This window comes from Francisella orientalis FNO12 (assembly GCF_001042525.2).
Taxonomy (GTDB): domain Bacteria; phylum Pseudomonadota; class Gammaproteobacteria; order Francisellales; family Francisellaceae; genus Francisella; species Francisella orientalis.
In genome coordinates this window covers 1,083,249-1,100,909 of sequence record NZ_CP011921.2, presented here as the reverse complement: position 1 = coordinate 1,100,909, position 17,661 = coordinate 1,083,249, and the positions used below count along the sequence as shown (strand labels likewise).

The following is a 17,661-nucleotide window of genomic DNA, read 5'->3' as shown; positions in this document are numbered from 1 at the left end:
ATGGCATCACTAAACACAAAGATTCAGAATGTTTCGACTTCACCAACTAATGCAATGGCAGCATTAGCAAAACAAATAAAAGATCAGGGGCACGATGTTATTTCACTCGCTATCGGAGAGCCAGGCTTCAGTACTCCCGATATCATAAAACAAGCTGGTATAGAAGCTATCAATAATAATATTACAAAATATACCAATGTTGATGGTCTTAAGGAGCTGCGAGAAGCAGTTTCAGCTAGATATAAAAGAGAGTATTGTGTTGATTTTGCTGCTGATCAAATCTGTATAACATCAGGAGCTAAGCATAGTTTACACAATATATTTAACTGTATTTTAGAAGAGGGAGATGAAGCCATTTTCTTTGCACCTTACTGGGTATCATATCCGGATATGATTGCTCTTACAAGAGCAAAGCCGATTGCAGTTAAAACTAAGTTTGAGAATAGTTTTGAGATAGATGTTACAGACCTAGAAAAGCATATTACAGAAAAAACAAAGGCTGTTATTATTAACTCGCCAAATAACCCAACGGGATTAATTTATTCAAGAAAATGTATTGAAGATTTGGCTAATTTACTCAGAAAATATCCTAATATTTGGATAATTGGTGATGATATATACGATCAGCTTTATTTCAATAATAAAATTACTCTAATAACAGAAGTAGCTCCTGATCTAGCAGATAGATATGTAATCGCTAGTGGAGTTTCAAAAAACTTTGCTATGACAGGATGGAGAGTTGGTTTTACTATTGCTCCGAAACTACTAAATGATGCAATGAAAAAATTCCAATCACAATCTGCTACATGTGCTTGCTCTATATCTCAATATGCAGCTATTACCGCTATGGAGATGCCGGCTAAAGATTTGCAATACTTTGTTGACTCATACAAGCAAAAAGAACAGTTTGTTGCAAAGTGTTTGAAAGAGATGCCGTATGTTAATGTGAAAAGCGCTGATAGTACTTTTTATCTTTTTCCAGATATTCGTGATTTAATCAAGCACACGAGCTTTAGCAGTGATATGGAGTTATGTAATGCATTGCTTGAAGAAGAGTATGTTGCAATGATGTCAGGAACAGCATTTGGTTTGTCTGGATTTGCTAGAATAAGCTGCGCAAATGAAATGCCAGAGTTAGAAGAGGCTATGAGTAGACTTTCTAAGTTTGTTAATCGACATGTTTCTAAATGATTTTTAGTCTATAAATTTTCTTAAATTGTAATCTTATATATTCAAAACTTTACTAAATATTTTCGACTCTAAAGCTTATACCTGCTAAAATCAATGTATTATTTCTATTGTGAAGCTTTTATGAAAAAATGTGGTTATATTTCAATTATTGGTAGGCCAAATGTTGGTAAATCAACGTTACTGAATAACATACTAAAATATAAAGTTAGTATTACTTCACGTAAACCTCAGACAACAAGACATCAAATAACTGGGATTAAAACACTTGGAGACACTCAGTTTATCTATGTTGATACTCCAGGTATTCATATAGATGAGCCTAAAGCGATTAATAAGTTTATGAATAAAGCCGCAACAGCTATGGTAAAGGAAGTTGATGTGATTTTATTTGTAGTTGAGTTAGGTAAATGGACTGAGTTAGAGGATAATATAGTAGAGAAATTAAAATACTCGCAAGTTCCAATATTTTTAGTAGTTAATAAAGTTGATAAGAAAAAGTCATTAGAAGCGTCAATGTTTATTGAGTCAATTAAGGAGAAATTAAGCTTTTATGATGTGATATATGTATCTGCCAAGCAAGGACATAATGTCAATGAGCTAGAGTCAAGAGTAGAAAAACTTTTGCCTGAATCAGAATATTTTTTCTATGAAGATGATCAAATCACCGATAGAAGCATTAAGTTTATGATTGCTGAAATAATTCGTGAAAAAATTATGCGAACTATAGGTAATGAAGTACCATATCAAATAACTGTAGAAATAGATAGCTATAAGGTTGATCAAGAAAAAAATATAGTCGATATTTATGCTAGTATTCTTGTCGAAAGAGATAGTCAGAAAGGTATAGTTATTGGAGCAAAAGGAGCCAAACTTAAAAAAATAGGTACTGACTCTCGTATAGATATTGAAAGATTAGTTGGTATGAAAGTCAATCTTAAAACACATGTTAAAGTAAAAAGTGGCTGGTCAGATGATGAAAGAGCTCTGAAGTCACTTGGATATGATCTAATCTAAATGTTTGTTATATGCAGCGATTAGAAATCAAAAAGTCGCGAAAGTATAGAGTTATCGTTTATTCTTGTTTGATATTTCTCACAAGTTTCGTGATCGGTAGTTATCATAATCAAAACCTTATTTTTTATTTAGGAGTATTTTTAATTTCATTATCAATATTTTTGAATCTCAACTAAATAAGCAAATAATTGAAGCAATTATATTACCAAATGAATCAGATAATGAGTCCTTTATGTTTATAATAAATAGTGAAGAATCTGATTTTTGGGATATTAGAAAGCACATTATTATAAATACTTGGGTCTATAATTTACGCAGTTCAGCAAGGTTCGAATAAAAAAATCAGAATATAGTTACATAAGTCAAATTTCAAAAATAAAAATGCTATTCGTAATTTGGCTAAATATATTTCATTCACTGAAAAATAATTAATCTTTAGTATAATCTTAGGTATACTTTCATCAAGTATATATCTACAGATTCTTTCTAATGTTAAATGAATTTAAATCTCAGCTAAGAGGCTTTTTAAAAAGTAAACAAATTGTTGAGAACGAGCTGCTTCGTTATGCATACTCTACAGATGCTAGTTTATACAGAATGGTACCTAAATTAGTGCTTATTGTAAAAAAAGAGCAAGAAGTAATACAGATCATTAAATTAGCTAATCATCATAATATTAAGCTAACGTTTAGAGCTGCTGGAACTAGTCTCTCTGGTCAAGCAGTTACTGATGAAGTGCTTGTAGTTTTAGCATCTGATGCATGGTTAGATTATCAAATTATTGATGATGGTCAAAAGATTAAGCTTGAGCCTAGCATAATAGGAGAGAATGCTAATAAATATCTTAAAATCTATAATCGCAAAATTGGTCCTGATCCTGGTTCAATTAATAGTGCTAAGATAGGTGGTATTATCGCAAATAATGCTAGTGGAATGTGTTGTTGTATAGCCAAAAACTCTTATGCAGTTTTAGATTCAATGAGAATCGTATTTGCAAATGGTCAGATATTAGATACATCTGACTTTAGTAGTATCAAAAACTTTAAAGATAATAATCAAGATATTATAAATTCAATATTATCAATTCATAATCAAATCAAAAATGATGTGGAGCTTGTTGATTTTCTTAAAAAGAAATTTTCAATAAAAAATACTAGTGGCTATAGCCTGAATGCCTTTTTAGATTTTGATGATCCCATAAAAATAATAGAAAGGTTGATTATTGGTTCAGAAGGTACCTTAGGTTTTGTGAGTAATGTGATATTAAATACAGTTGCTGATCATAGATTTAAAGCCTTGAACTTGATATATGGAAGTCTTGATGAACTAGTAAAACTTACTACACAGTTAGAACCTTATGCACCATCATCTGTTGAGTTACTTGATAATTTATCATTAAAGTCAGTAGCATATGTAGCAGAGTTACAGCCCTTTTTGATAAATCTTGAGAATGCTGATATTGCTGCAATTATAGTTGAAGTATCTGAAGATGATCAAGATAAATTAGATAGTAAGCTTGAGATAATAAATCAAAGTATTGAGCAGACAAATATAGTTCATCAAGTAGGTTTTAGGCAAGACGAACGAGAGATTCAAACTATATGGAAAGCACGAAAGGGCGTTCTACCTACAATTGCTGGACAAAGACCAAATGGTAGTAGTGTATTGATTGAGGATATAGCTGTAAACATAGCGAACCTGCCTAGTTTAATAACAGATGTTAAACAATTATTTATTAAATATAATTATACTAATGCGGCAATTTTTGGACATGTTTTAGCTGGCAATATACATTTTGTGCTTACTCCAGATTTTAATGATGAAAGGCAGTTGATTGAATATGATCAATTTATGCAAGATATTACTTCATTAGTGGCAGAAAAATATAATGGGTCATTAAAGGCAGAGCATGGCAGCGGTCGAAATATCTCACCATTTGCTATAGTGGAATGGGGTGATAAATGTTTAAATATTATGTGGTGTATCAAAAAGCTTTTTGACCCCAAAAATATTCTTAATCCAGATGTTAAACTTACCAAGGACAAGAGCTTACATATTAAGAATCTTAAAGAGTTAAATAGTGTTGATGAAAAAATCGATAAGTGTATGGAGTGTGGTTTTTGTGAGCCCGTTTGTCCATCAAGAAACTTAAGTTTAACTCCAAGACAAAGAAATACAGTTATACGTAAGATTCAAACTCTCGATGGTAACCAAAAACAGCAGTGGCTCAAAGACTATGACTACTATGGTATACAAACATGTGCTACCACAAGCTTGTGCAAAACACGTTGTCCGGTCGATATTGATACAGGTGATTTTATTCTTGGTCAGAAAAAATTACAAAATAAGCTAGTTAACCATGACAAAGAAATAAATAAAGCTAAACAAAAAGTTATGTTGGGAAATTTAGCTGGCAATCTAATTGGAAAGAAAAATCTTCAGAATATGACTAAGTTATTACATAATAACTTTAAATCTATTCCCGTATATTTAGAAACTATGCCAAAAGTCCAATCAGCAAGTTTCATAAACTCTCTTAAAGACAAGTTAAAACCGAAAGTACTGTTAGTGCCAGCTTGTCCCAATAGGATTTTTGCTAGTAATAAAAGATATTTGAAATATCCAAGTCAATTGATACTAGAAAAGCTAGGTTTTGAAGTCAATTATCCTCAGAAGGTTAAGAGTCAGTGTTGTGGTCAAATGTATAATTCACAAGCGAATAATATCCAACAACATACTTCTGAAGAGTTATTAAGACAGAGTGTAGATTATGCTCAATATGATTATATTGTGACTGATAATAGCTCTTGTGCTAATTTTGCTGAAGGTCGAAATTTAAATATTGTAAATATTAATAATCTGATTATATATAAGCTAGATAATCTTAAATTAACTCGAAAGTTTAATAAAATAGCTTTGCATATTGATTGTTCTACTCGTAAGCAGAATATGGATAATAAATATTTAGAAGTTTTGAAAAGATGTAGTACTTCTGTAATTGTTCCTGAGCAAATCTACTGTTGTGGATTTGCAGGAGATAAAGGATTTACAACCCCGGAGTTAAATGCTTCAAGTTTAGAGTCTCTTAAGTCACAAGTTAAGGGTTGTGAAATTGGAGTTAGCTTTAACCGTAACTGCCAAATAGGTTTGTCATATCATGGGCAGTTGGAGTATATATCTTTTACAGAATTATTATTAGAATGTTTGAATTAGAAATTATTTAAGTTGACTAAAAATGTCTTGAGATACTTTTTCTACGGCTTGATCACCATCTATTTTTATATATTTTGGTGTCTTTGTATTTGTAGATGAGAAGTTTCTATAAAAATTAATTAGTTTAGAAGTTTGAGCATGGTAGACTGAAAGTCTCTCTCCAACAGTATCTTCGTTATCATCGGTACGAGTTATTAAATCCTCTCCAGTAACATCATCTTTACCTTCGACTTTAGGAGGATTAAATTTAGTATGATATGTTCTACCAGATGCAGGATGAACTCTTCTACCTGTTATTCTTTCGATTAGAAGACTATCTTTAACATCTACTTCAACAATATAGTTGATATTCACCCCCAATTTATCTAATTCTTCTGCTTGAGTTATTGTTCTAGGTACGCCATCTAGTAGAAATCCATTTTTACAATCATCTTTAGATATTCTATCTTTAACAATTTTGATTATAAATTCATCTGAAACTAATTGTCCAGCATCTAGCACTTTCTTTAACTCTTGACCTATTACACTTCTGGATTTGATAGTTTCTCTGATCATGTCACCAGTTGATATATGAGCAATGTTATATTTTTCTTCGATTATCTTTGCTTGAGTTCCTTTGCCAGCTCCGGGAGCACCTAAAAGTATTATACGCATAGTTAATTTAGCCTCAACGTTTTAAAACTATAGTTTACTTAATATGGATTTAATTATAAAATAAACAAACTTATATATCTAGAAATAGAATGTCTATTTTTAGGCTATAGTTTTTTATAAGAAATTTTATGATATCGTTACTACTTGAAAAAAGACGCAAAAAAGCACAAAAAACAGTTCTAGGTATTGAATACGATAGGTGTTCACTAGCTAGCGTGAAGCTTGATAAAAGACGAGAGGATTACACATTAGTAAGCTGTAATAGTCATGTATTTGCTCTAGAAGCTTATTTTGAAGGTGAATTGACGAATGAGTATGTTGGTAATGTTGTTGCAGAAATTATAAAGGAGAATAAGCTTGGTCGCTTTGTTAAACTAGGATTTACTAGTTACAATGAAATTGATGTCACTAAAGAAGAAATTACTTGTGATAAAAGAGCATTAGAAATAATAAAAAAAGAGGGTGTGTTTTTTTATATAAATGTATATTTCTTAAAAAACGCTTTCCAGATAGTTATACAGACATTGCGTATGATTATTATGATTAACTAGAGAGTAATGGTACTTTAGTTATATATTATATTAAAATAATGAAAAGATTAAAAGATTATATAGTATTTCTAGCAAAGCAAAATGAGCACTATCTGTTTGTGTTCTAGATAAACTTGCGATTAGTAACTTTGTTTCAGAACTTTTTCTTAGTGAGATATCGCAATACTCTAGTGATAGTGTTTTTTTAGGGTTATATTCAGATAAGTTATCTATTTATAGTTTTTCTCCACAAGGTGAACTAAAAAGTTATGAATCTGTTAAAATAAGATAATAATGTTTATGTATATGGAATTAAACAAAATTTTGAGAATATCTTCGAATCAATAAAGGATTTATCTCAAAAGAATTGTAAAATACTTGATCCATTCATAAACATAGATTGTCAAAAGTTTGGAGATATAGAGCAACCATATAGGTATGTTTTACCAATAGCAATTGCTATGAAGGAGGCTCTAAAAGTAATGAAAGATCTTAATTTTGTACGTGGTCGTTGGCGCCAAAACAGCTTACTTATATAGGCATAGATCTTGGTTTTATGATATTCGTAGCTTTTGTATCTATGTTTATTCTTTCGGTAGTATTCTCGTGGTCTAGTGATGAGGATATCAAAGTAGAGAGATACATCTAAACTCAAATAACTAAGCTTAATAAAAACGTAGCTGAATATCTAACTGTGAAAAGTCAAAGAGATAAATTATTAGATGTATCTTCAGACTTAGCCAATATCAAAGCTGGTCAATATTATATATTACTTGGCTTAGAAAAAATTTCTAGAGCAATTACGGATCAGTTATATATTACAAATATTAATTATGTTGCAAATACAGATATTATTGTTGTTACAAGTGAAGTGAGAGATTTGAAATTACTTTCAATTTTTATGAAAAACTTATAAATTGAGTTAAGAGTTAAAAAAGTTAAACTTAAAAATTTAGGATCAGAGAAAAATGGTCAAAGAAGTTTTTTATTAGAATTTAAATTTGGTGAGGGTAATGCATTCAAGGGAGAAAGTGTAAAATGTTAGATAAAATAAGAAAACTCCTTTTATCTAACAAGTACGCTATAATAGTTATAGATGCTCCATTAAAGATTAAGTTGCCTGTCTTTATAATCGCTCTTGGATTATTTTTATTTATTTTCTATGGTATTTTAGTTAGTCCAGTGATTTCACAAGCGAATCAAAGAGAAAACCATATAAACTCAATGGAATCTTAAATACCAAGACTTATTAAGAAAGAAAAAGATTTAGAAGCTCTTAAAGAACAAGTGAAGATATTAGAAAAGCATAATATTGAAGAAAAATTTAGTATTCCTGAGCGCCATTCTGTGCCTATTTTCTTATCAGCATTAAATGAAGCTATTCGTAGCTCCGGTATTACAATTATTGATTTATCACCAGCGGGGATTGAAAAGAATAAATATTTAGATCTATATGCGTTAGATTTTAAAGCTAAATTAGTAGGTGACTTTACTCAGTTGATTAAATTATTTGTAGCTTTAATAGATATGAAAGATATAGCAGTTATAACTAATATAAATATTAAAAAAGAGTCTGATTCTAAAATAGTTACTGAACTAAATTTGCAGACCTATTCACGTCAAGGAGTAGGAGTGTAATTTAGATGAATAAATATCAAAGATTAAAACTTTTATGTTTGATGCTAATGATAACTAGTTATAGCTACTGCTATGCTAGTTATGAAACTAGAATAGACCAAGTTAATCAACTTATTCAGAATAGTACTAAAAGTATGAAGAGCTCAGAAAAAATAGATATTCCTGAATATAAAGGTGATACATTAACTTTTGAGAGATTATCGAAGATACGTAATGTTTTTAATATAGACCATACGCTACCTTTTGAAAAAAGAGTACCTATTAAAGGAGTTAAATAGAAACAAGAAGTTGTTAAACTCAAACCAATAATTATTCCAGAGGAACTCAAAGAAGTTATGAATACTAAGCCTACAAGCTTACAACAATATCCATTAAGTTCTTTTAAGTTTAAAGGGACAGTCTCCCAAAATAATCAAATATGGGGTGTAGTAGAAAAATCAATGGAAACTAAGCCAATATATGTAAAAGAAGGCGAGTTGATTGGACAAAATTATGGAAAAGTCGAAAGTATTACTAAAGAAGGTATTGTAGTTGATGAATGGAAAAAAGATGATCAAAAGAGAGTTTGGCAAAAAGCTCAAGTTGTTATACATTAGGGTGAATTAATGTTTTTTTAGAAATAATAAATTATTAACTGTTTTGACTCTATTTTTGGGGTTACTAGGTTATGAAACTTCATTTGCAGACTCGCAAGATAACAGTCAAACATCAGCAAATCAGCTTCAAGAGACTAAACCGCCAGAAACTAAAGTTGTTGGAAGAGATGAAAATAAAACTACAAATTATAGTAAACATATTAAGACCTAGAGTTTCATCGAAGCCTTAATGGTAGTGCAGTGTTTGATGTTGTTTTTGAAGAAAATATTAGTAATTTTGCTGGATATAAGACCAAACTATCTCGAGATGGTTATACTCTTACTATAACTTTCAATGATACTACTATTTCTGATAAATGGGTTAGTAATATTGATACTAAAGTATTCAATACAATAGTGGATTCGATCAAAATTCTCAAATATAATGGAAATGTAGTTTTTGTTATTCATTCTTTAGACAGAATTGCTTTGAGTGATTTTAAAGAAGGTAATACTTTTAAATTTAAAATTGATAGACGTAATAGCAGTGTTGAAGGCTTTAATGTTAATGAACCTATATTAATATTATTTAAAGATACACCTGTACAGACAGTTCTCCAAGTTCTATCAGAGTTCGCAGGATTAAATCTAGTTGTCAGTAGTAGTGTGCGTGGAAATATGTCGATCGATCTTAAAAATGTTCCATGGAATGAAGTAATGAATATTGTTCTTGTAGTAAAGATTTAGCTACTAAAAAAATGAGTAGCATCCTATATGTTGCTACAGCAGCTGAAATTGCAGCTCAAGAACAACTAGAGCTACAAACAAAAAGATCATTAGAAAATAATGCGACATTAGTAACAGAGTTTATTCCTTTAAACTACACTACAGCCCAAGCAGCGCAAACAGTTATTACTTCTATGGCAAAACAAAATGGTGGGATTATGTCACCGCGAGGTAGTATAACTTCAGATACTTGTACAAATACTCTTATTGTAACTGATACCGAAGAAAAAATTCCACTAATTAGAAATGTTATAAATGAAATTGATATACCAAATGATCGAGTACTTATAGAGGCAAGAATTGTTGAAGTTTCTAGAACAAGTGGTTTAGAGCTAGGTTTTAATTACAATATCAATTATGATCCATATGTTAACTTAGGACTTAGTACATTTTCTAATACAGCTCCAAAACCTGGAGAACAGAATCCTGTTGTTGCTAGTACTTTAAATCTAGCCTATACTATAGCGGGAGGTCTTCAGTTAGAAATGGAGATAAGAGCTCTTGAGAATGAATCATTAGCTAACCTAGTATCATCACCTCATTTGGTTGTTTCTAATAATGAAACTGCATTTATTAAAGATGGTAAAGATGTACCATATCAACAAGCAACAGCTTCAGGTGCTGCATCTGTAGCATTCTAGGAGGCAGTACTAGAGCTTCAAGTTACTCCTCAAATTGCACCAGATGGTAATATTGTGATGGAAGTACTTATAACAAAAAATAGTGTTGGTGCATCTTCAGGTAAAACCTCAACAGGTGAAGACTTACCTCCTATAATCAATAAACGAGAAGTAACAACCAAAGTAATGGTTAAAGATAGTGAAACTGTAGTGATTAGTGGGATTTATACCAAAGAGCAAGCAGAAGCGCGTAATAAAATACCTTTTTTAGGTGATATACCTTATTTAGGTTATTTATTTAGTTATACTAAAATAGAAGATAGAGATGCAGAGCTTTTGATTTTTATAACACCTAAGATTATTGAATCGAAGGTCCAAAAATGATAGCAGATAATAGTTGCAATAATATTAATATTTAGGTATCTTATAGCCTATAATTTTTTATGTACAAGGGGTGATTGGTAACAAACTATCACAGTGTGTAATCAACTTATAATTTTGAGTCAAAAATGATAAGAACAAAAAATATTTTCTTAATTGGTCCAGTTGGTGCTGGAAAATCTACTATTGGTAAGCAATTAGCAAAACAGTTAAAGTTAGAGTTTATAGATTCTGATGATACGATAGAAAAAAAATGTGGTGTTGATGTTAACTGGATTTTTGACCTAGAAGGTGAAGAAGGCTTTAGAAAGCGTGAGCGAGATGTTATTGCTGAAATTTTAACAGAAAAACAAAATATAGTATTAGCGACGGGTGGTGGTGCTATACTTGATCCAGATACAAGATCATTATTATCGTCGCGTGGTAAGGTTGTTTATCTTGAAGCTACTATTGAACAACAATTAGAAAGAACTGCTAAAGATACAAAGAGACCTCTTTTAAGAGTCGATGATAAAAGACCTGTGTTAGAGCAATTAATGGTTGAAAGAGAGCCTCTGTATAGAAGTATCGCTGATGTCGTTGTAGAAACTAATGGCGCAACAGTAAAAAATATAGTCAACAAAATATCTACATTCTTAGTTGAAGAAACAATCCTGTGATTAGTCAACTATTAGTAAATCCTACATCCAGTGAGAGTTATAATATTATAATAGATTTTTCACTAGATATTTCTCATATTATTTCTCATATTGAAAATAAACAAGTATTAGTTGTTACAAATACTACAGTTGCTGGTTTATATCTTGATGGATTTTTAGAGTCAATACCTGATAGGTTAGATATCAAAGTATGTGTGCTTGAAGATGGCGAACAATATAAATCTCAAGCAAGCTTAGATAAGATATTGTCATCTTTATTAGAAAACCAATATACTCGCAACTCTACTGTGTTAGTAGCATTAGGTGGTGGTGTTATTGGAGATATTACAGGTTTTGCTGCTGCAATATATCAGCGAGGAGTAGATTTTATCCAAGTTCCAACTACACTATTGTCACAGGTAGACTCTTCTGTTGGTGGTAAGACAGCAATAAATCATCCTTTAGGTAAAAACATGATAGGAGCTTTCTATCAACCAAAGCTTGTTTATACATCTGTACAATTTTATCAAACTTTACCTCAACGAGAATATACATCTGGTATGGCTGAAGTTGTTAAGTATGCTTTTATCTCAAAAGATTTTTATTATTGGCTTGATTTAAATAGAGATAAAATTTTAGCTAAAGATGCTTCTACCTTGATAGATATGGTCAAAAAAAGTTGTCAGATTAAGGCTCAAGTTGTAGCAGAAGATGAAAAGGAAACTACGGGCGCTAGAGCAATCGTTAATTTTGGACATACATTTTGTCATGCTATTGAGAAATGTCAAAAATATCTAGGTTTAAAGCATGGAGAAGCTGTAGGTGTTGGGATGGCTCAGGCTATAGATTTCTCTTGCTATTTGGGGATGATATCAGAACAACAGGCAAAAGATTTTAAGGAGTTTATAATTAGCTTTAACATTTCTATTGATTTCCCTAGAGATATTTGTCAAAAAGAGTTTTTAGATGTAATGCTTTTGGATAAGAAAAATAGTAATAAAGAGTTGAAATTTATTCTTATAAAAGATATCGGTGATTTAGCTTTGCAAAAACAATCTAAAAGAGACTTAGAATTATTCTTGACTGTTTCTAATAGAAAATAACGGATTATATTGATAGTATATTTCTATTGACCATTTCTATAGATTGTAAAAATGAAAAATAAAATTTTAATAAAAGGGATGTTATTACTTTCACTATCGGGAGTTTCTTTTGCAAGCTATACTGTTTTAGATGATAAAGGTAAAGTATAACTAACTGTGCTGATTTAGAAATAGAAAAAGATAATCAAGATAGATTTTCTAGAGCTGTTTTCTCAAAATGTAATAAATAGAGAAGTATTTTCTTACACTGGGAATTTTAGATATTAAGAAAGATAAAAAGCTAACCGAAATAAAAAAGTTACTTGGGGTATTAAAACCTATTAATTTAACTAATTTTTATTATCTATCAAATTTCTAGTAGCTTTTTTTAACTCGTTTCTGTAGTAATCAAGGTTTTTTGAAGATTCAGCCTTTAGATCTTTGATTTGTTGAGTGAGAAATGCAATTTGGCTCTCTAAACCTTCTTTCAAGTTGGAAATGCGCTGTTTTGATTGCTCTTGAATAAGATCACAGTAAGATTTAGCATCTTTAGCTAATCTTTCAGCTGTTTCACGACGGATACTTTCTTTTACTAATGCTGAATATAATTTTTTAATTTTGATTTCATCATCAGATTCATTTAGTAGAGTCGACCACTCATCCGAAATATTGCTAAATAAATCTAGTTCATCGATATCTTGAAGTATTTTTGTAACATTTTGACTAATAGCCATTAAATCTTAATCCTTTTAGTATTTTTTGTTTGAATAAACTTATTTTAGATAGGTAATAAATAGTTATGAATAAACCTAAAATTATAGAGCAAATAATACCGGATTGTTTAGCTAAATAAAAGAGTATTTTTTGAAATAATTCCTTTAACGGTATTGGTTGTCTTAAGTGTATAGTATATACTAGTGTAATCCTTATATTTAATAAGCTTGACTATCATGATAATGAGGAAAGATGATCTCATATTCAGCTCAGTAGAAAAAATAAAATACTCTGCACGCAGAGGTATGCTAGAACTTGATATAATATTAGCACCATATTTAAATAACTGTTATATGCGAGAAGATCTTGCTGGTAAAAAATTGTTTGTTGAATTTTTGACTAGTGAAGATAATGATATGTTTGATTGGCTGTTTAAAGGAGCTACTCCGCCAGATAGATATAAAGAGCTTATTAACAAAATTATTTTAGAAAAGAAAAAGTTTAATGAAAATAGATTAAAGTAAGTATAAAAGGAAGCAATATGAATAACTTATTGAACCATTCAGGTGAGTATCCTATTTCAAATGAAATAATGAATATCTCTAAATATTGGCTTATAGAAGAAAAAGAGGCTGTAACTAAACTTGTAGATAAAGCTCATATGTCTAGTGTGCAAAAAGCACAAGTAAGAGAAAGAGCATATGGTTTAGTAGAAAAAGTTAGAAAAAATAGGCTAAAGAAATCTAGTATTGATGCCTTTATGATTGAGTATGATTTATCATCTGAAGAGGGTATCGTACTAATGTGTTTGGCTGAGACATTATTAAGAGTACCTGACAAATACACTATTGATCTACTCATCAAAGATAAATTAACTAGCGCCTCTTGGAAAAATCATGTTGGTAGAGAAAAACATTTGTTTGTTAATGCTGCTACATGGAGTTTGATGTTAACTGGTAAAATTTTGAAGAATCCTCATGGAGCATATAGAAAGGTTTTTCAAAACTTGCTAAAAAAATCAAGTGAACCAGTAATTCGTCAAGCTATGAAGCAGGCTATGAAAATAGTTGGTAAGCAATATGTACTTGGTGAAACTATAGAAGAAGCATTAAAAGTATCAGAAACTAAAGTTGCTAGAGGATATAGTTATTCTTATGATATGCTAGGCGAAGCTGCGATGACTATGGCTGATGCTGATTATTACTATGGTCAGTATTTGCATGCTATAAATGAGCTAGCTAAATATGCAACAAATAAAGAGATTAAAAAGAATCCGGGTATATCTATCAAGCTATCTGCTTTACATCCGCGTTATGAAGTTGCAAAGCATCAAAGAGTTCATGAAGAATTATATCCAAAGTTACTTAAACTTACTCAGTTAGCTAAAGAATATAATGTAGGAATGAATATTGATGCTGAAGAAACTGAGAGATTGCAAATATCACTAGAATTGGTGGAGAGATTGGCTCATGAGCCATCTTTAGATGGATTTGATGGGATTGGTATAGTTGTTCAGGCTTACCAGAAAAGAGCTCCTTATGTATTAGATTACTTAGCTAATCTTGCTAAAAAAACTAATCGAAGATTTATGATTCGTCTTGTAAAAGGTGCATATTGGGATGCTGAAATTAAACAGGTACAAGAGCAAGGCTTAGCAGGTTACCCAGTATTTACACGCAAATATCATACAGATGTTTCTTACCAAGCATGTGTGAAGCAACTCTTTGAAAATCATCAATATATTTACCCGCAGTTTGCCACTCATAATGCCCAAACTGCAGCTGTAGTGATGGAGTTAGCTAATGGCAATAAAGATTTTGAGTTTCAATGTCTACATGGTATGGGTGATCCTTTATATGACAATATAGTTGGTAAAGAAGGTTATGAAGATATTCCTTGTAGAATATATGCTCCGGTTGGTGGACATAAGCACTTACTTGCTTATTTAGTTAGAAGATTACTAGAAAATGGTGCCAATAGCTCATTTGTAAATAGAATCGTTGATGAGAACTTACCAATTGAAGAGTTAATAGAAGATCCTGTCAAAAAAGCTATTGACTATGGTTGTGGTCAGCATCCTAATATACCATATCCAAAAGATATAGTAGCCCCTAGGTTAAATTCACAAGGTCATAATACTAGTGACTTCGCAGTGTTAGCAGAGATGTATAAAAATATTGAGAAATATACTCTTAAAAACACATATAAAGCAAAGCCAATAGTTTCTAATGTTGATATTGACAAGAGTACAGCTGAAGCTGTTATAAATCCAAATACTGGCGATATAATTGGTACTGTAATTAATGCTGATGCTAAAATGGCAAAAAGAGCGTTAAAAAATGCTCAAAGTGCATTTGAAGATTGGAATAATACTCCAGCTAGTCAAAGAGCTGATATTCTAGAAAAATTCGCAAATTTATTAGAAAAGAATACTGTTGAATTTATTGCTATAGCGATGATTGAAGCTGGTAAAACTTTATCAAATGCCATTGATGAGGTTAGAGAAGCTGTAGATTTCTGTCGTTATTATGCTGCTCAGGCACGTAGAGAATTTAATGGGCCGATTGAATTACCTGCATTATCCGATTATCTAAAACAAATTGAGTTTACAGGTCGAGGCGCAATGGTATGTATTAGCCCTTGGAATTTCCCTCTAGCAATATTCTTAGGTCAGATTACAGCTGTTTTAGCTGCTGGTAATACTGTAGTAGCTAAACCTGCTGAACAAACTCCTATTATCGCTTATAAGGCTATCAAGTTATTATTCAAAGCAGGCCTTCCTAAAGGTGTATTACAGTTTACTCCAGGAGATGGGGCAACTGTTGGTAGTGCCTTAGTTAAAAGTCCTGTATGCAAAGGAGTTATATTTACAGGATCAACTGAAGTTGCAGGGATTATAAACCAAACATTAGCATCAAAATCTAGTGAAATATTACCATTTATAGCAGAAACTGGTGGTCAGAATGCTATGATAGTAGACTCTTCGTCTCTACCAGAGCAGGTTACTAGAGATGTGATACGTTCAGCTTTTGATAGCGCTGGTCAGCGTTGTTCAGCATTGCGTATATTATGCTTACAAGAGGACATCTCTGATAATTATATCAAAATGATTGTTGGTGCGATGAAAGAGCTTAAAATAGGTGATTCAAAGTATATTGATACAGACGTTGGTCCTGTAATAGACAAAGAAGCAGCTGATAACCTAAATGCATATATAGAAGAGAAGAAAAAACAATTTAAACTTGTATATCAAGCTCAACCAAGTGAGGATACTCAAAAAGGTACATTTGTAATGCCTACAGCATTTGAAATAGAGAAGTTATCTGACCTTGGTAGAGAACAATTTGGTCCAATTCTTCATATCCTTAGGTTTAAAGCAAATGAACTTAGCAAACTTATAAAGGATATTAACTCTACTGGTTATGGATTGACTGCAGGCGTTCATAGTAGAATTAATGAGGTTATGAACTATGTTAAAAATAACATCAAAGCCGGTAATGTCTATGTAAATAGAAATATTGTCGGTGCTGTTGTCGGTGTCCAACCTTTTGGAGGACAAGGTAAATCTGGTACTGGTCCTAAAGCAGGTGGTCCATACTATATGCATCGTTTAGCAAATGAAAAATTATCAGGTGTTGGTGCAGTAGAAGAGATTTATAATCCTGAAAAAATTGCTAATGATGAAATAGCTACAAATAAACTGATAAAAGATAAGTATAGTATCACTAATATTGTAGCTGGTGAGAAAGCTAAGAAGGATAAATTTGTTGATCTAAAATCTGCTGCTGATAAGAATATTGGTAAAAAGTATGTTGCCTCTGTGAGTACCGTCGATAAATCTATAGAAGTAGCTTATGCAGAAGCAGATGCTTGGAATCATATAAATGCTGAAGATAGGGCTTTAATTGTTGAAAAATTCTTAGATTTATTAGAAAAAGAGAGTCATCTAATAGCATCATGCTTGGTTACGGAGTCAAATGTATCTGTAGAAGATGCTCATATTCAGATTGATAAAACTATACAGCAAGTAGCATACTATTGCTTACAGGCTAAAAAAGAATTTGCACATCCTGAGTTGTTACCTGGACCTACAGGCGAGATCGATGAACTAAGCTTGAAAGGGCGTGGTGTAGTAGTTAGTATGTGCTCAAGTTGTGACTTATTAATAAGATTTGTAGGTCAAACAACAGCTGCATTATTAGCAGGTAATACTGTTGTTGCAAAACCTGCATATACAGGTAGTTTAACAGCTTATAATATTGTTAAGTTAATGCTTAAGGCTGGTGTTAATCCTAAAGTTATTAATTTAATTTTATCTAATGATGAAGAGATTACTTCAGCGCTACTGTTCAATAGTAAAGTAGCTTTAGTGGCTTTTTCGGGAAGTATCTTAGAAGTTAAACAAGTTCATCAAGCTTTGGCATTACGTAGAGGCGCAATTATCCCGTTTGTTGCAGAAAGTGTTGCTAAAGACGGCAAGTGTACTAGCTTAGCAATAGAAACAGCATCACCTCTATATTTACGTAGATTTGTTGTAGAAAAAACTGTCAGTGTTGATACTACTGCATCTGGTGGAAATGCTTCTTTAATGAGTTTAGAGGAATAAAAATATTGTGAATTCATAT

The 17,661-nt window shown here is 31.4% G+C and carries 11 protein-coding genes and 6 pseudogenes; 15 read left to right on the top strand and 2 right to left on the bottom strand.

Annotation, left to right across the window (positions count from 1 at the left end):
- The 4 genes and pseudogenes from FNO12_RS05665 to FNO12_RS05650 all read left to right on the top strand — a co-directional run bounded on the left by FNO12_RS05665 (nucleotide 1) and on the right by FNO12_RS05650 (nucleotide 5,418).
- A complete protein-coding gene (locus tag FNO12_RS05665; RefSeq protein ID WP_014715602.1) occupies nucleotides 1-1,191 on the top strand; it encodes a pyridoxal phosphate-dependent aminotransferase in 1,191 nt (396 codons plus the stop codon).
- A 120-nt stretch (nucleotides 1,192-1,311) separates the two neighbouring features.
- On the top strand, nucleotides 1,312-2,205 hold the full coding sequence (gene era / locus FNO12_RS05660; RefSeq protein ID WP_014715603.1) for a GTPase Era: 894 nt from the start codon (nucleotides 1,312-1,314) through the stop codon (nucleotides 2,203-2,205).
- Nucleotides 2,206-2,216: 11 nt separating this feature from the next.
- A pseudogene (locus tag FNO12_RS11570) lies at nucleotides 2,217-2,633 on the top strand (hypothetical protein).
- Between the two features lie 61 nt (nucleotides 2,634-2,694).
- The gene (locus FNO12_RS05650; protein ID WP_014715604.1) at nucleotides 2,695-5,418 is read left to right on the top strand and encodes an FAD-binding and (Fe-S)-binding domain-containing protein; all 2,724 of its coding nucleotides are present in this window, start codon (nucleotides 2,695-2,697) and stop codon (nucleotides 5,416-5,418) included.
- A 3-nt stretch (nucleotides 5,419-5,421) separates the two neighbouring features.
- Here the strand turns inward: FNO12_RS05650 and adk are convergent, their stop codons facing one another.
- A complete protein-coding gene (gene adk, locus FNO12_RS05645) occupies nucleotides 5,422-6,072 on the bottom strand; it encodes an adenylate kinase (RefSeq protein ID WP_014715605.1) in 651 nt (216 codons plus the stop codon).
- A 128-nt stretch (nucleotides 6,073-6,200) separates the two neighbouring features.
- Here adk and FNO12_RS05640 point away from each other — a divergent pair.
- The 9 genes and pseudogenes from FNO12_RS05640 to FNO12_RS10700 all read left to right on the top strand — a co-directional run.
- Nucleotides 6,201-7,078, top strand: a pseudogene (locus FNO12_RS05640) (type IV pili); the annotation flags it as partial.
- 6 nt (nucleotides 7,079-7,084) lie between these two features.
- A pseudogene (locus FNO12_RS05635) lies at nucleotides 7,085-7,647 on the top strand (PilN domain-containing protein).
- Nucleotides 7,641-8,240: pseudogene (locus FNO12_RS05630) on the top strand (type IV pilus inner membrane component PilO). Before FNO12_RS05635 ends, FNO12_RS05630 begins: the two co-directional pseudogenes overlap by 7 nt.
- Before the next feature lie 5 nt (nucleotides 8,241-8,245).
- Entirely contained in the window at nucleotides 8,246-8,518 is a 273-nt protein-coding gene (locus FNO12_RS10710) for a hypothetical protein (protein WP_231138751.1), read from the top strand.
- Between the two features lie 57 nt (nucleotides 8,519-8,575).
- A complete protein-coding gene (locus tag FNO12_RS10705; RefSeq protein WP_231138750.1) occupies nucleotides 8,576-8,836 on the top strand; it encodes a pilus assembly protein PilP in 261 nt (86 codons plus the stop codon).
- Nucleotides 8,837-8,879: 43 nt separating this feature from the next.
- Nucleotides 8,880-10,605 (top strand): annotated as a pseudogene (locus FNO12_RS05620) (type IV pilus secretin PilQ).
- 125 nt (nucleotides 10,606-10,730) lie between these two features.
- Nucleotides 10,731-11,261 (top strand): shikimate kinase AroK, encoded by a 531-nt coding sequence (gene aroK / locus FNO12_RS05615; protein WP_014715607.1) that lies wholly within the window; start codon nucleotides 10,731-10,733, stop codon nucleotides 11,259-11,261.
- Nucleotides 11,258-12,343, top strand: coding sequence for a 3-dehydroquinate synthase (gene aroB, locus FNO12_RS05610; protein WP_014715608.1), 1,086 nt, complete (start codon nucleotides 11,258-11,260; stop codon nucleotides 12,341-12,343). The genes aroK and aroB overlap by 4 nt, the downstream gene beginning before the upstream one ends.
- A gap of 51 nt (nucleotides 12,344-12,394) precedes the next feature.
- Nucleotides 12,395-12,610 (top strand): annotated as a pseudogene (locus tag FNO12_RS10700) (hypothetical protein).
- 62 nt (nucleotides 12,611-12,672) lie between these two features.
- On the opposite strand, the gene FNO12_RS05600 reads toward FNO12_RS10700, so the two are convergent.
- Nucleotides 12,673-13,056, bottom strand: a complete 384-nt coding sequence (locus tag FNO12_RS05600; RefSeq protein ID WP_014715609.1) for a hypothetical protein — start codon at nucleotides 13,054-13,056, stop codon at nucleotides 12,673-12,675.
- Nucleotides 13,057-13,272: 216 nt separating this feature from the next.
- Here FNO12_RS05600 and FNO12_RS05595 point away from each other — a divergent pair, with 216 nt between their 5' ends.
- Both FNO12_RS05595 and putA read left to right on the top strand, forming a co-directional pair.
- Nucleotides 13,273-13,560 carry an FAD assembly factor SdhE gene (locus FNO12_RS05595; protein WP_014715610.1) on the top strand — a complete coding sequence of 96 codons (288 nt, stop codon included), beginning with the start codon at nucleotides 13,273-13,275 and terminating at the stop codon, nucleotides 13,558-13,560.
- Nucleotides 13,561-13,577: 17 nt separating this feature from the next.
- Nucleotides 13,578-17,642, top strand: coding sequence for a bifunctional proline dehydrogenase/L-glutamate gamma-semialdehyde dehydrogenase PutA (gene putA, locus FNO12_RS05590; protein WP_014715611.1), 4,065 nt, complete (start codon nucleotides 13,578-13,580; stop codon nucleotides 17,640-17,642).
- Nucleotides 17,643-17,661: the final 19 nt, after the last annotated feature.

Bases quoted from the DNA above. Each gene is read 5' to 3' on its own strand.
- FNO12_RS10710 (WP_231138751.1), top strand. From the start codon at position 8,246: ATGAATAAATATCAAAGATTAAAACTTTTATGTTTGATGCTAATGATA.
- FNO12_RS05595 (WP_014715610.1), top strand. From the start codon at position 13,273: ATGATAATGAGGAAAGATGATCTCATATTCAGCTCAGTAGAAAAAATA.
- era (WP_014715603.1), top strand. From the start codon at position 1,312: ATGAAAAAATGTGGTTATATTTCAATTATTGGTAGGCCAAATGTTGGT.
- putA (WP_014715611.1), top strand. From the start codon at position 13,578: ATGAATAACTTATTGAACCATTCAGGTGAGTATCCTATTTCAAATGAA.
- FNO12_RS05650 (WP_014715604.1), top strand. From the start codon at position 2,695: ATGTTAAATGAATTTAAATCTCAGCTAAGAGGCTTTTTAAAAAGTAAA.
- FNO12_RS05600 (WP_014715609.1), bottom strand. From the start codon at position 13,056: ATGGCTATTAGTCAAAATGTTACAAAAATACTTCAAGATATCGATGAA.
- FNO12_RS10705 (WP_231138750.1), top strand. From the start codon at position 8,576: ATGAATACTAAGCCTACAAGCTTACAACAATATCCATTAAGTTCTTTT.
- FNO12_RS05665 (WP_014715602.1), top strand. From the start codon at position 1: ATGGCATCACTAAACACAAAGATTCAGAATGTTTCGACTTCACCAACT.
- adk (WP_014715605.1), bottom strand. From the start codon at position 6,072: ATGCGTATAATACTTTTAGGTGCTCCCGGAGCTGGCAAAGGAACTCAA.
- aroK (WP_014715607.1), top strand. From the start codon at position 10,731: ATGATAAGAACAAAAAATATTTTCTTAATTGGTCCAGTTGGTGCTGGA.